A 13,967-nucleotide genomic window follows, 5' to 3' on the forward strand; every position below is an offset into this window, starting at 1 on the left:
GCTATGCAGTGGGACAAAAATTATCAAATTGCACCAAAACGCCTTTGCCTTGTTGCAAATTTTTCTATCATTGCTTCAAGCTCATCGCTTCCAAAATCGGGCCACAAAGTTTTGGTAAAAAAGAGTTCAGCATAAGCACTTTGCCAAAGCAAAAAGTTTGAGAGTCTTTGTTCTCCACCTGTGCGAATTAGCATATCTACTTCAGGGATTCCTGCTGTATCAAGATTTTGCGTGATTGATTCTTGTGTTATGGGGAGATTTTTATTTTGGATTTTTAAAAATGCACGCCTTAGTTCATCTTTTGCACCATAATTTAAGGCGAGAATCTGTGTTAAGCCATTACAAGATTCTGCGGTAATGGATTGTAAATGGTGGATTTTTTCTTGTAGTTTTGAGTTAAAAACAGAAATATCGCCAATGACTTTAAAGATAATATTTGAATCAAGATAAGTTTGAGTTTGTTCGTGTAGATATTTTTCTAACAAATTCATTAAAAAATCAATTTCTTTTTTAGGGCGATTCCAATTTTCTGTGGAGAAAGCATAGAGACTTAGGTATTTTATACCTTTTTTTACACAAGTTTCAGTAATAGAATGAATGGTTTTTGCCCCTTCTTGGTGTCCAAAAAATCTAGGTTTGAATCGGTTTTTCGCCCACCTTCCATTGCCATCCATAATAATTGCAAGATGCCTTAACATTTAACCCTCTAAATCTAATAAAGAATCACTAAAATCATAAAGCGGAGTGATTTTGCTATCCACATTAATATGGGCTTGTGTGATAAATTCTAGCTCACTAAGATTGTTTTTTAGGATTCTAGCTACACTTTCATACATAACATAAATATCAAGCCTAATTCCCGAATCAAGATTATACAAAACGCCCCAAGTTGCTCCAAGATTTGCAAAAACTGAATAAAATTCTAAGGCATTTTGATTGGCTATTTTCTTTTTACGCAATTGCATAAAGCCATTTTTCTTTTCATCATCATAATGTAAAGGAAGTGTTAAAACTTTGTGTTTGAGTGACATTAGCATATGGCTTAAAAAGGCAAATTCCCATTTACTCTCGGCATTTCCAAGCCGTTCGGTTAAAAATCCACGCATGACTTCAAAGGGGTTTTCTCCTTGTAAAAATTGTTGCATTGCTTCATTGCTTAATTTCAATGGAATATTATCATCTTTAAGAAGCTTTGGTTGTTTAATTAGATTTGAAAGTGTGATAGAACCACTCGTATTTTTCCCCATCATTGCCCAATATTTACCGCCAACTTCCAAGTCTTTAATGCTTTTTGTCTCCATTGCAATATTGCCTACTTTTATCATATAGCGGATTCCTTGCAATTTTTCCATTACTTCAAGTTTCATAGGCAATGCAGCATTAAATTGTGTGGTTTTGCCTGCTGCATTTTGGATTTGATTTTGCACTTGTTTTAGTTGCCCCATTTGCTTTATCATAGATTTTTTGCCTCATTGAGAATTTGGAATGCAAGGGTTAGTTTATCGTTTTTGCCTAAATTTTTTTGAGATTTTTGGCTAATCCATATAATTTGATTTTCTGTAGCATTCATAGGGTTTAAAGAGGGGGTGATTTCATTAAGGCAGATTGCATCTAAATTTTTATTTTGTAGTGCTTTGAGGGCATTTTCTAATCCATTTTGACTTTCTAGTTTAAAGCCGATTGTGGTTTGTTTTTTGCTAATAGTGCTTAAAATATCAAGATTCTTTTGTAAGCTTAGATTCCATTCTTGTCCTATGGTTTCTTTTTTGAGTTTGCCTTGAAAGGATTCTTTGGGGATATAATCGCTAATGGCTGCACTCATTAATAAAAAAGAATCTTTAGAAAAAGCATTAGATTCTTGCCATTTTTGGATAGATTGGAGAAAATCTTGTGTAGTTTGTGCGGAGTTATAATTGATACCAAGTGGAAGAGGGTAGGGGCATAGACTGCCTATATAAGTAACCTTAGCTCCTAAAAAATAACCCGCTAAAGCCAAGGAAGCACCCATTTTTCCGCTAGAGTGGTTTGAGAGATAGCGGACATTATCGATATTTTCCTTGCTTCCTCCACTTGTGATGCAGAGAGCTTTGTTTTCCCAAAACTTTTCTTGATAGAATGTGCGAATAATTTGGTAAGTGATTTCTAAAGGCTCGGCTAACGCACCATCACCTATAGTTTTACAAGCAAGTTCTTTGCTTTGTGAGGGAATGATGGTGATTCCTCTTTGAGTAAGAAGGTTTAAGGAACTTTGGGTGGCTGGATTTTTAAGCATTTTGGTGTTAGCAGCAGGGGCAATGAGCTTAGGACCTTCAAAAGCCAAAAAACTCTCCAAAAGAATATTGTCTGCAATTCCATAAGCGACTTTATTAAGTGAATTAGCACTAATGGGGGCTATTAAAAATATATCTCCCCACGAGGCTATTTCAATGTGATTGTGTGGAATTTCTCCCCAATTTTGGGATTGCGTGGTTAGCACTTGATAACCGCAAAGTGCTTCAAATAAAAGCGGATTGATAAATTTTTGCGAATCATCACTCATTACAACGCGCACGCTTGCACCAAGTTTTTGGAGATTTCGTAAAATTTCTATAGATTTATAAATGGCGATACTACCACAGATTCCTAGAATGATTTTTTTGTTTGTAAGGAGTTTTGAGAGATAATCTAAAGCCATTGTTATTCCTTTTTATTGCGTGTCTCTTTGACATAACCCCAATCTATTAAGGCATTGGCGAGTTCTGCTAAAAGAGGTCCTCCAGCACCAGAACCACTACCGCCGTGCTCTACCATAATTGTAATCACATATTTGGGATTATCAATGGGTAAAAATCCTGTAATCCAAGCTTGTGATCGATGAAAATAATCCAATTCTTCTTCTTTAATTCTTTCTTCATCTTGTTGTGAGATCCCAACAACTTGTGCAGTCCCTGTTTTGCAAGCTAGTTTAACTCTACTAGCGCGTGTAGCATAATAGGCGGTTCCACCAACTTCACTGCAAACTTGTCGCATTCCTTCTCTTAAAACTCCCATTTTGCTTCTTTGAAAATCATTAAGGACATCTTTGGGCGGATAAGATTGGACTTCATTTTGAATTTGCTTGGCAAAATGAGGAGTGGGGAGTTTCTCTGTTGCGATGAGAGCTGTGTAGTTTGCAATTTGCAAAGGAGTAGTGAGAAACATACCTTGTCCTATGGAGCTAATAATGCTATCACCCTCATACCACTTGTCTTTAAAGCGTTTGAGTTTTAGGTTAGGAGAAGGGACAATCCCTCGAGATTCACTAGGTAAATCAACTCCGGTTTTTTCGCCTAATCCCATTTGCTTTAAAACATTGGCAATATCTTCAAAATCAACTTTTTGAGAAAGGAGATAAAAATACACATCCACACTTCGTTTTAAAGCTTTGTAAAGATCGGATTTTCCGTGTCCTTCCTTTTTCCAATCGCGAAATTTTCGTCCGCCTGATTCAACAAAAGGCGGAGTGTCGAGTTCTTTGTTTTCATCGATGTCTGCATATTCTAAAAAGGCTAATCCCATTCCCATTTTAATAACTGATCCTGGTGGATACAAGCCATTTGCAAATTTATTAATAAGAGGTTTGTAAGGGCTATCACGCAAGGCATTCCAATTATCGTGTGAGATTCCGCCAATGAATTGATTTAGATCGTATTCAGGATAGCTTCCCGCAGCAAGAATCTCTCCATTAGTGGCATCCATAATGATAGCTGCACCATTTTTACCTTCAAAAGCTTGATCCATTGCTTTTTGTAATTTAATATCTAAAGTAGTGATTAAAGAATCGCCCTCTTTAGAATCTTGGTGAGAGAGAGTTTGAATCTCTTGATTGAGTGCATCAACTTTTATAATGCGTTTGCCAAGATTTCCTTGCAAAAAGTCATCATATTGCTTCTCTAATCCCTCTTTTCCAATATTTTGAGTGTAATTAGAAATAGGCTGAAGTTCTATATCCCTTTCATTTGCCCTGCTAACATAACCAATAATATGCGAAGCACTTTGGTGGTGAGGATAATAGCGTCTTGCTAGAGGCGTGATTCTTAAGAGTTCATTTTGAGCAAATTGTGGATAATATTTCAAAATAAAGTCGTGTTCTACAAAGTCAATAATGGGAATAAAGTCGTGATTATAAGGCGAATCTTTTTGACGATATTTTTTTATCAATTCTTCTTTAGTGTATTGTGGAAAAAATGTCAAAAGATATTCAATTTCTTTTTCTAAGATAGGTAAATTAGATCGCAAAGATAAGTTAGGCGGAAGTGAAATTGTAAAACCTATGTTGTTAGTGGCTAATGGTTCTCCATTGCGATCAAAAATTTCTCCCCTAATAGGAGCAATGATTTCTTCACGCAATATATTTTTTGTGGCTTGTTCTTGATATTGCTCGTTTTTGAGAATACTTAAATCAAAGATTCTAATTAATAAAATTAACCAAAACACCACAAAGCAAAAAAAGACAAAATACAGACGCTTATGCATTTAAAATACCCATAAAAATAACCAAATTAACACAATCTCAACTCCAGCATAAAAACCAAGAATCCAAGAAAATGGTGGCACATCATAATCAAATAAAAATCCCATAAAATTTAAAAATATAAAATATCCAAAATAAGCATAAATAATAAAGAGTGGGATAAAAATTTTGCTAAAGCCAAAAAACTTTCTAAATTTTGGCAAGATAATTTTAAAGGAAAAAGCCATAAATAAAAGAGTGCTTAAAAAAGGCAATCCTTTGCTTGTCTCTAGAAAGATAAAAAGAGGGATTAACCAATAAAAAGCATTAATATCATTGGCTTCAAATCTTTCTTGTGCCAATACATAAATAACACCAAAAAGTGGAGGCAAAAGATAATAAATATCACTAATAGAAATATAAACAACAATGCCAATAACTAAGAAAAGGATTCTTAGATTTTTTTTATCAGTGCGATTTCGTCGCATAGAGGAAAATGCTTGCATAAAATACAATCTGCCCAAATTTTTTGATTAGGAATCTTTTCTTTGCTAATCTCATTAAAACCTAATTTTTCAAACAAAACCCTTTTATAGGTTAAAACTAAAACTTTGCTAATGCCTAGAGCTTTGCCTTCTTTGAGACAATCAACTATCAAAGCACTAGCCACACCTTTTCTTTGTGCAAAAGGTGCGACAATAAGACTGCGAATCTCTGCTAACTCCAAAGAATGGATATGCAATGCACAAAAGCCTAGCATTGTGGGATTTTTTAAATCTTCTAGCTTTTTATTTTCTAAAGCGAGTTTTTGTTGGGAGTTTAGGGTTTCTGCTTCTTCCCAAGCAATATGATAAGATCGAATCATATTTGCCATTACATCTAAAGGTCTCTCTAAAATCACTCCGCGTTCAATTTCAGGCTTAAGTATCTCGCGCATTTGCGGGATATTTTTTAGTGTTGGTTGTGTAATAATCATTTTGCCTCTCCAAGTTTTGTTTGAATTCCAAGTGTATGATTAAGAATGAAATCGCTTATTTCTTGGAGGTTATTTTTCTGCAAAGAGCTAGAAAAAAGTGCATTGGGAAATTCTTTTTTAAGATTGGTTTTTTGTGTGGAATTGAGTTTGTCAAATTTAGTAAAGATTTGCAAAATTTTTTGATCTTTTCTTAAAAATGGAGTTAGGAATTCAATGAGATTAGAATCAATTTCTAAATAAGGGTGGCGACTATCGCGTAAATGCACAAAAAGTCGGATACTATCGCGTTTTTTTAGAAATTCAATGAGATTCTTATTCCAAAGTTCTTTTTGGGATTTGGAAACTTTGGCATAACCAAATCCGGGTAAATCAACTAGATAAATTTGTAAAATCTCATTGCTATCTTTTTGCTTCCAATGTGTTAAAAAAAAGTTAATCAGTTGCGTTTTGCCTGGAGTTTGAGAGCTTTTGGCTAGATTTTTTTGTTTGCAAAGAAGATTGATAAAAGTGCTTTTTCCTACATTGCTTCTCCCTAAAAAGGCAATTTCACTTAGAAGTGGTGGGGGGCATTGGGAGAGATTTTGTGCGGAGGTAAAAAAACTAGCCTTAGAGAGAGTGTAAGTCATTGTTTTGCTTCTTTATCGAGTTTGAATATTAGGCGCGCTGGAGCTTTATTGTCGCCAACAATATTAATATAGCCCTCTTTGTAACGGATAATAATTTTTTCCCCTTTGACTTCATTTTTTTTAGCAGGTTCTTCTACAAAAGCATTGCCAATGATTTGGTATTCTTGAAGATTTGGAAAATAGATAAGTTCATTGGCTTTACCTTGAATCTTGCGATTATTTTCCAAAGTGAGCCAAAACTTTACATTTCCTAGTGCCTGCATTTTATTGGGCTTATTGTTTTTGTCTAAGAAAATATAAGCTTCATCGCAATTAAGTTTATCATTTATTCTTGTAATTTGCACATTTCCTCTTAATTGGGTAACTTTACTTTTTTCATCAGCAATGAGCTCTTGTGCATCAATAATGATTTCATCAGCAATTAAAGGGAATAAAAAGGTGAGTATTAAAATAAAAATTTTCATTTTTTATCCGTTGTGAGAGTGCCATGGATATTATCGGCATAGACTTTGCCGTTTTTATAAAGGATATTTTTGCCTCTAATATTGTAGTTTTCATTAAAAACCACAAAGTCTCCTTTGCCTAGAATTTCTTTTGTCGGAATGGAATAGTTAGCCTCTTGGCTCCAAAATTTAATGGTATCGCGTGTGTAATTTACTCCTTTGGGAAAGAAAATCTCTTGACTATTGAAAAAAGCCAAGCTAGACTGCAAAAGTTCAGATTTTTGCTCTTCAAATAAATAATGATTGACACTAATTTGTTCTAAAATACCACTCTCTTTGCTAGTTTCTTTGACATTTTTGCCTATGGCATAAGTCTCAACACCTAATGATGAGATTTTGTAGTATTCAAAGTCAAAAGCTTCAAAGCGTGAAATATTTGCAAGGGCTTGTTTTTTGGCTTCTTGTTGTTTATTGAGTGCAAAAACCATTGCAATACTAAAGAGTGAAAGACATATAAAAAAACCTGTTACGATTCTGCCGCTTTTTGGCTTTGAAAGGATTTTTTGTTGGCTTTTGAGTTTAGAAAATTTCATAGAGCTTTGCCTCTAAGTTTTCTTGTTTAATAAGAATATCAATCATTTCTCGCACTGCACCTTTGCCACCTTTTTTGCTTAGGGTTGTGTGGGCAATTTTTTGGATTTCTTTGGCAGAATCTTTAGGAGCAAAAGTGTGTTTAGCAATCTTAAACATTGATAAATCATTTAAATCATCACCAATAATAGCAACTTCATTAATTTGGATTTGGGATTGTTCTAGAATTTCATAAAGTGCCTTAGCTTTGTTGGAGATTCCTTGTTTAATATGGGTGATTCCAAGCTCTTTGGCACGATTTTCTACAATTTGTGATTTTCTGCCTGTAATAATTGCTACTTGTTTGCCAAGCTTAATCCAAGCAGCAATCCCAAGTCCATCTTTGACATTGAAACTTTTAAGTTCATTTCCCTCATTATCATAAGTGATTTTGCCATCAGTTAGGGTGCCATCAACATCAAGCACGATTAATTTTATCATAAGACGCCTTTGGTGCTTGGGATTCCTATTTTTTCATTTTTGACACAAGCACGACGCAAAGCTACACCAAAGGCTTTGAAACTAGCTTCAATAAGGTGATGACGATTCTTGCCTCTTTTTTGTATGATATGCACTGATAAACCGGCATTAAAGACTAAAGCTCTAAAAAACTCTTCAATTAATTCACAATCAAAACTGCCGACTTTACCCTCTGTTTTGACTTCAAAAACTAAAAAAGGGCGATTGCTAAGATCCAAATCGCACTCTACACACGCTTCATCCATTACTACAGCACTATTGCCAAAGCGCTCAACCTTTTGGATAGGAAAAAGAGAGTTTTTAAGAAGCTGTCCAATGACAATTCCACAATCTTCAACGCTATGGTGATAATCTACTTCTAAATCCCCTTTGCATTCCAAGTTTAGATTCCAAGAAGCGTGTTTGCAGAGTGATTGTAGCATATGATCAAAAAAGCCGATTCCTGTTTGGATATTTGCGATACCTGCACCATAGACTTCCAAACTTGCAGTGATTTGAGTTTCTTTGGTATTTCTTGTTAAAGTTTCCATATTTTACTCCATTTTACTCGGTAGTAATGAAAGCACCAGCAATTTTTTGAAGAGAAATAAAATCTCTCGCTTCGGCTTCACTTTTAAATCCACTTAGCATAACGCGATAAATAGGTGAGCCATTAAGAGAATATTCTTTGATAATGGCTTTATATCCATGAGAATTTGCGTGAGTTTGTTGGAATCTTCGTGCCCCATTTTTATTTCTAAATGCTCCAATTTGCACAAGGAATTTTGAAAGTTGAACGCTTGTTTGCGTTGTGGCAACTTTATATTCGCTTGTAGCAAGTGCTTCTTTGGTAAGCGGCATAGAATTAGAAATAGCACCATTAAAGCCAATTACTTCGATTCTAACATTTGCGGTTCCTTTTTGGAGCATATCTATATCACGCGCTGCACTATTAGATAAATCAATGATTCTGCCACTAATAAATGGTCCGCGATCGTTAATTCTAACAATAGTTGATTTCCCATTTTCTTTGCTTGTAACACGCACAATGGTGTTCATTGGTAGAGTTTTATGGGCTGCTGTGTGAGCATACATGCTATAGGTTTCACCATTTGAGGTTTTTTTGCCATGAAATTTTGGTCCATACCAACTTGCTATTCCATCGTAAGTTTCACCTAAGGCAACCATTGTTGGATAATACCATTTGCCATTAATTTGATAGGGACGCATTGTGGCTTTTTGGCTTTGCTGACTGCTATTCATTGTGCCATAATGAGGAGTTTTATTGTAGTAAAGATTGCTGCTTCTATCGCCGCAACCAAAGAAAAAGAATGCAAATACTAAGCTAAAGAGAAAAGTTTTTTTCATAGTTTATCCTTGTTCCAAGGGAATCACAATCTCTTGATTGATAGAAAGAGCGTTGGCATTTTTGATAGCGTTGTATTGTGTGATGATTTTTGAGGAAACTCCATAGTGTTTAGAAATGGAATAGATTGTGTCGCCTTTATTGACACGATGGAGCAGATAAGGTCTATTTTGAATGGCAACTTTATCAATCGTATTTGCTTTGTAAGTGGCTAAGAACTGATAGGGTAAATAAACAGAATAGATTTTAGCGTATGTAGGAGTAATGTTGCGTTTAAATTGCGGATTATACGCTTTGAGTTTATTTAAAGGGAGATTGGCATCTTTTGCGATTTTTGCAAGAGGAGTAGCAGGTGCAACTTGAATTGTGGCTAAAAGAGAGTTAGCTCCGCGGTTTAAAAAATAATCATAATCATTGGTTTTAAGCATATTGATATTGTGAAACAAGAGTGAGAGTGAAAGGATTTTTCGGATATACATACGGCTTTCAAGAGGAATATATTTTTTTTCTGTATCTAGGAGTATGCTAAGAGAATCGCTATTAGCCTCTTTGATGGCTTTTTTAAGTCGTCCTTCTCCGCAATTGTAAGCGATAGCTGCAAGATACCATTTCCCAAATTGCTCTTTTAAACTTTTTAGATAAATGATAGCGGCTTTGGTGGATTTGATAAGATCTTTGCGTTCATCAATTTGTGCATTAATGTCTAGCCCTAAGGCTTGAGCGGTTTTTGGTATAAATTGCCACATTCCAACAGCGCGTTTATTGGATTTTGCAGAAAGTGAAAAGCCTGATTCAATCATTGCAAGATAGAGAAATTCTTGAGGGATATTTTCTTCTAAAAACATAGTTTTTAAAGTCGGGATAAATTCATAATTGTCTTTAAATTTTTTGAGTAAATAATCTTGTTTGATTTCTTCTAAAAAAGAGTTTTTGACATTAATAAAATAAGGATTGTTTAAAAAGTCCGGATTGACATCAAAGGTTTTTAGCACTTCTTCGCTTTTGAGATCATAGGCGGTGGAATTAAACTGCGATAAAGCAAAACTGAAAGATAAAAGTAAAGTGAGAATAATTTTCATTCAATGCCTTATTTAATTATTATTGATTTTTTATGAAACCTTTTCTTAAATTTTAACAAAGTTTGATAAAAAATCCGCTTAAATTTAAGATTTATTTAATAATGATTGTTTTTTTTGCAAGATCAATTTTTTCTTTGAGTTGTTTAAACCATTGTGCGTAATTTTCTATGGCTTCTTTTTCGGTTTGTGTTGGCTTATTGAAAAAATAAAGACTTGCATATTCTTTGCTAAAAGCATCATAAATCCACTGGATTTCTAAAAATTCTTGTGGGGTTAAGGAAGGATTTTGGAGAAGTTTTGAGATTTTTTCATAATAAGTTTGTGCTTTTTGTAAAAATTTTTGGAGATTTAGTCGTTGTTTGGATTGATTAGCAATGCTAAAGGCTGAACGATTGTATGGATCTTCTTTGAGTGCGAGTGTGGCAAGATGATAAGATTCTTGATAATTTCCCTTGGCGAATTCTTTTTTGGCTTGAGAGCTTAGAGAATATGAAGGTGAGAAAAAATATCCTAAAACCAATAAAAGTGCTAGACCTAAGAGTAAATATAAAAAAATATTTTTCAATTTTAAGCTTCCATAAAGCGTTGAATTTGAGTTTTTGCTTCATCTAGTTCTAAATTTTCAATCCACAAAGGTTCTTTTAGGATATAGGTAATGCGGCTAAAAGGTTTTGGTATCTGGAATCTATCCCAACTTTTGAATTCCCAAAATTTTTGATAATGAACTTGTGAAGAGACAATAGGTTTTTTTGATTTTTGAGAAAGCAATACGATTCCATCTGCAACGCTATGATAAGGTCCCCTTGGTCCATCTGGAGTGATCACTACAAAATCATTTTCTTGAAGTTTTCTTAGAGCTAGAAGTAAAACTTTAATGTTTCCTTTGGAGCTAGATCCTCTCAAGGAGTCAATTCCAAAAAGTTTGATTGCACGGCTAATAATATCCCCATCAAAATGTTGGCTAATAAGCACATGGGCTTTTTGTGGGCTATTTTTTAGAATTTTTCCAAAAAGGCAAGGCTGCATAAGTAAATTCCCGTGCCAAAAGGATAAAATAAAACTTTGCTGTTTTTGGAGTAATTCTAGTGTTTTTGGATTAATTTGATATTGAATCTTGCAGGTTTTATAAAGAAATTTGATGAGAAAAAAAATCAAAGGGGGAGAAAAAAAAAGAATGAGTTTTCTTTTAAGATTTTTCATTTTTAAGATTTCAGAGGAGTTCTCCAATAAGTTGTGCGCCTTTGATTTCAGAGATTTTTACATTGCAAATTTCTCCAATAAGATTTCTCCCTGCTTTTACCCTTATGAGTTTATTAGTATCGCTTCTACCTTCTAAGAGAAAGTTTTCTTCATCATAGCTTTCAAATAACACAGGGTGGATTTTTCCTAATTGTTTAGCATTTTCTTGTGCTAAGATTTCTTTGTGCCTGTCTTTTAGAATCATTAATCTATTTTTGGCGATTTCTTCATCAAGGAGTTGGATTTCACCATTATCAAGCCAAGTCGCAGCTTGTGTGTGTGGGCGTGTAGAATAAATAAAGCTATAAAGTGTATCAAAGCGCACTTTTTCTAACACATCTAAGGTATCTAAAAAATCTTCTTCACTCTCTGTTGGAAAGCCTACAATAATATCAGTTCCGATACTTAAATCAGGAATCAAAGCACGCATTTTTGCAACGCGATCTAAAAACCATTCTTTAGAGTATCCTCGTTTCATTTTTTGTAAAATTTTCGTAGAACCACTTTGCAAGGGCATATGGATTGCTTTGCAAATTTTTGGATTATTTGCAAATTCGTTGATAAATTCATCATCCATATGCAAAGGGTGTGGAGAAGTAAAGCGAATTCTTTCTAAACCATTAATCTGTGAGATTTCATTTAAAAGTTGTGTGAAGTTAATTTTGCGATGATCATTGGAAAATCGTCGACCATAATTATTCACATTTTGCCCTAGAAGCAAAATCTCTTTTGTGCCATTATCTACAAGCTTCTTAGCTTCTTTTAGAATTAAATCAGCAGGAATTGAGATTTCATTGCCTCGTGTGTGTGGGACAATGCAATAGGTGCATTGTTTATCACAACCAATCGAGATGTTAATCATTCCTTTGAGCGTTGAATTGTGTTTAGAGCTAAAAACATAGGTGCTATCATCATAATCAATATCCACCCAAGCCACGCGATCTTTGTGTAGAATCTGCGAGATCTTAGAAACATTCCTTGCACCAAGCACAAAATTAACGGCTTTGGATTTTTTTAAAATTTCATTGCCTAAGTGGCTTGCAGTGCAGCCGCAAACACCGATTTTTGCATCTTCTTTTTTGATTTTTGCGTATTGTCCAATTTCAGAAAAAAGTTTTTTTTCAGGTTTTTCACGCACACTACAAGTGTTAATAAGAATCAAATCGGCTTCTTTTGGATCCTCTGTTAGAGTGTAATTCTCTTTTTCTTCAAGTTCAGCGATGATGTGTTCGCTATCGCGTTCATTCATCGCACAACCTAAAGTTTCAATATAGAGTTTTTTATTCAAGTTTAGCTCTTTTATTTAAAATTATAGTATATGAAATTCATACATATAATCGCCTTCATCTAGCCCATATTTAACTTCTCTAAAATAAACATGTTTACCTTTTTTTTCAAAGTAATCCATTAATGCCATCATATCTTTGTGGGAATTTTCTTTATCGCAATAAAAAATATCCATTTTTTTGGTTTCTAGCATTTCTTCTAATTTTTTGATTGTAACTTTTTGAGGTTTTTCATTGATGTGTTCGCGAACTAATTTAATATCCATAATCTTACCCTTAAACTTTTTAGAAAAATGGTTAATTATATACCTTTTTTACTTAAATAATCATTTTATAAAGATACTTTTGAATAATTAAAGGGTTTTATGGCAAAATAAGGTATCTAAACTTAAGGGGAAGTTGTGTTTAATGGTAAGAATATCTTAATTACAGGCGGAACGGGTAGTTTTGGGAAGCAATATACCAAAACTCTGTTAGAGCGTTACAAGCCTCAAAAAATTGTAATTTTCTCTCGTGATGAACTCAAGCAATATGAAATGGCACAAGTTTATAATGATTCTTGTATGCGGTATTTTTTAGGTGATGTGAGAGATGAGGCAAGATTAAAAGAAGCTACAAATGGGATTGACTTTATTATTCACGCAGCAGCACTTAAGCAAGTCCCTGCTGCAGAATACAATCCTACAGAATGTATTAAGACAAATATTTATGGGGCGCAAAATGTGATTAGTGCAGCCTTGGCTAATGGAGTAGAAAAAGTAATTGCCCTCTCTACAGACAAAGCTGCCAATCCTATCAATCTTTATGGAGCCACAAAACTTGCTAGTGATAAACTTTTTGTAGCGGCTAATAATATGACAGGAAGTCGAAAAACTCGTTTTTCTGTTGTGCGTTATGGGAATGTTATTGGTTCAAGAGGTTCTGTTGTGCCATTTTTCCAAAAATTAATTGCACAAGGCGCTAAAGAATTACCCATTACAGATACAGAGATGACGCGGTTTATGATTACTTTGCAGCAAGGGGTGGATTTTGTTTTGAAAAATTTTGAGAGAATGAAAGGTGGAGAGACCTTTGTTCCAAAGATTCCTTCAATGAAAATCACTGAAGTGGCTAAGGCTCTTGCTCCAAATTTACCTCATAAGATTATTGGGATTCGCCCTGGAGAAAAAATCCATGAGACAATGTGCCCAAGTGATGATAGTCATATCACTTATGAATTTAGTGATCATTTTGTGATTGCTCCAACAATTCAATTTAATTTTATTACGGATTTTAGCACTAATGCATTAGGGGAAGTGGGAAAATTAGTCAAAAGAGGTTTTGAATACAATTCTGGCTCTAATACTCAATGGCTTAACACAGAAGCATTTTTAAAGCTTCTAGGAGATTAAA

Annotated in this window: 18 protein-coding genes; 1 reads left to right on the forward strand and 17 read right to left on the reverse strand. The window is 34.3% G+C overall.

Annotated elements, in window-relative coordinates; genetic code table 11:
* Positions 1-23 precede the first annotated feature (23 nt).
* From uppS to HCAN_RS01790, 17 genes are all read right to left on the reverse strand, one after another.
* On the reverse strand, positions 24-698 hold the full coding sequence (gene uppS, locus HCAN_RS01710; RefSeq protein ID WP_006656603.1) for a polyprenyl diphosphate synthase: 675 nt from the start codon (positions 696-698) through the stop codon (positions 24-26).
* On the reverse strand, positions 699-1,457 hold the full coding sequence (locus HCAN_RS01715; protein ID WP_006656604.1) for a hypothetical protein: 759 nt from the start codon (positions 1,455-1,457) through the stop codon (positions 699-701).
* Positions 1,454-2,674 (reverse strand): bifunctional phosphopantothenoylcysteine decarboxylase/phosphopantothenate--cysteine ligase CoaBC, encoded by a 1,221-nt coding sequence (gene coaBC, locus HCAN_RS01720; RefSeq protein ID WP_006656605.1) that lies wholly within the window; start codon positions 2,672-2,674, stop codon positions 1,454-1,456. Before coaBC ends, HCAN_RS01715 begins: the two co-directional genes overlap by 4 nt.
* Positions 2,675-2,676: 2 nt before the next feature.
* Entirely contained in the window at positions 2,677-4,494 is a 1,818-nt protein-coding gene (gene mrdA / locus HCAN_RS01725) for a penicillin-binding protein 2 (protein WP_006656606.1), read from the reverse strand.
* The gene (locus HCAN_RS01730; protein WP_231232596.1) at positions 4,495-4,959 is read right to left on the reverse strand and encodes a hypothetical protein; all 465 of its coding nucleotides are present in this window, start codon (positions 4,957-4,959) and stop codon (positions 4,495-4,497) included.
* Positions 4,926-5,447, reverse strand: coding sequence for a GNAT family N-acetyltransferase (locus HCAN_RS01735; protein ID WP_006656608.1), 522 nt, complete (start codon positions 5,445-5,447; stop codon positions 4,926-4,928). The genes HCAN_RS01730 and HCAN_RS01735 overlap by 34 nt, the downstream gene beginning before the upstream one ends.
* Positions 5,444-6,073, reverse strand: a complete 630-nt coding sequence (yihA, locus tag HCAN_RS01740) for a ribosome biogenesis GTP-binding protein YihA/YsxC (RefSeq protein WP_006656609.1) — start codon at positions 6,071-6,073, stop codon at positions 5,444-5,446. Before yihA ends, HCAN_RS01735 begins: the two co-directional genes overlap by 4 nt.
* Positions 6,070-6,537, reverse strand: a complete 468-nt coding sequence (lptA, locus tag HCAN_RS01745; RefSeq protein WP_006656610.1) for a lipopolysaccharide transport periplasmic protein LptA — start codon at positions 6,535-6,537, stop codon at positions 6,070-6,072. Before lptA ends, yihA begins: the two co-directional genes overlap by 4 nt.
* Positions 6,534-7,109, reverse strand: coding sequence for a hypothetical protein (locus HCAN_RS01750; protein WP_006656611.1), 576 nt, complete (start codon positions 7,107-7,109; stop codon positions 6,534-6,536). The genes lptA and HCAN_RS01750 overlap by 4 nt, the downstream gene beginning before the upstream one ends.
* On the reverse strand, positions 7,096-7,587 hold the full coding sequence (locus HCAN_RS01755) for a KdsC family phosphatase (RefSeq protein WP_006656612.1): 492 nt from the start codon (positions 7,585-7,587) through the stop codon (positions 7,096-7,098). Before HCAN_RS01755 ends, HCAN_RS01750 begins: the two co-directional genes overlap by 14 nt.
* A complete protein-coding gene (gene hisB / locus HCAN_RS01760; protein ID WP_006656614.1) occupies positions 7,584-8,156 on the reverse strand; it encodes an imidazoleglycerol-phosphate dehydratase HisB in 573 nt (190 codons plus the stop codon). The genes HCAN_RS01755 and hisB overlap by 4 nt, the downstream gene beginning before the upstream one ends.
* Positions 8,157-8,169: 13 nt before the next feature.
* A complete protein-coding gene (locus HCAN_RS01765) occupies positions 8,170-8,868 on the reverse strand; it encodes a septal ring lytic transglycosylase RlpA family protein (protein ID WP_373973609.1) in 699 nt (232 codons plus the stop codon).
* Positions 8,869-8,976: 108 nt separating this feature from the next.
* A complete protein-coding gene (locus HCAN_RS01770; protein ID WP_006656616.1) occupies positions 8,977-10,050 on the reverse strand; it encodes a lytic transglycosylase domain-containing protein in 1,074 nt (357 codons plus the stop codon).
* A 91-nt stretch (positions 10,051-10,141) separates the two neighbouring features.
* The gene (locus tag HCAN_RS01775) at positions 10,142-10,615 is read right to left on the reverse strand and encodes a hypothetical protein (protein ID WP_006656617.1); all 474 of its coding nucleotides are present in this window, start codon (positions 10,613-10,615) and stop codon (positions 10,142-10,144) included.
* A gap of 2 nt (positions 10,616-10,617) precedes the next feature.
* The gene (locus tag HCAN_RS01780; RefSeq protein WP_232049075.1) at positions 10,618-11,277 is read right to left on the reverse strand and encodes a lysophospholipid acyltransferase family protein; all 660 of its coding nucleotides are present in this window, start codon (positions 11,275-11,277) and stop codon (positions 10,618-10,620) included.
* A complete protein-coding gene (gene miaB, locus HCAN_RS01785; RefSeq protein WP_034556387.1) occupies positions 11,261-12,577 on the reverse strand; it encodes a tRNA (N6-isopentenyl adenosine(37)-C2)-methylthiotransferase MiaB in 1,317 nt (438 codons plus the stop codon). The genes HCAN_RS01780 and miaB overlap by 17 nt, the downstream gene beginning before the upstream one ends.
* Positions 12,578-12,598: 21 nt before the next feature.
* On the reverse strand, positions 12,599-12,841 hold the full coding sequence (locus HCAN_RS01790; RefSeq protein ID WP_006655021.1) for an HP0268 family nuclease: 243 nt from the start codon (positions 12,839-12,841) through the stop codon (positions 12,599-12,601).
* A 135-nt stretch (positions 12,842-12,976) separates the two neighbouring features.
* On the opposite strand from HCAN_RS01790, the gene pseB reads away from it, so the two are divergent.
* On the forward strand, positions 12,977-13,966 hold the full coding sequence (gene pseB / locus HCAN_RS01795; RefSeq protein ID WP_006655022.1) for a UDP-N-acetylglucosamine 4,6-dehydratase (inverting): 990 nt from the start codon (positions 12,977-12,979) through the stop codon (positions 13,964-13,966).
* The last annotated feature ends 1 nt before the right edge of the window (position 13,967 follow it).

This window comes from Helicobacter canadensis MIT 98-5491 (genome assembly GCF_000162575.1).
GTDB classification, from domain to species: Bacteria; Campylobacterota; Campylobacteria; order Campylobacterales; family Helicobacteraceae; genus Helicobacter_D; species Helicobacter_D canadensis.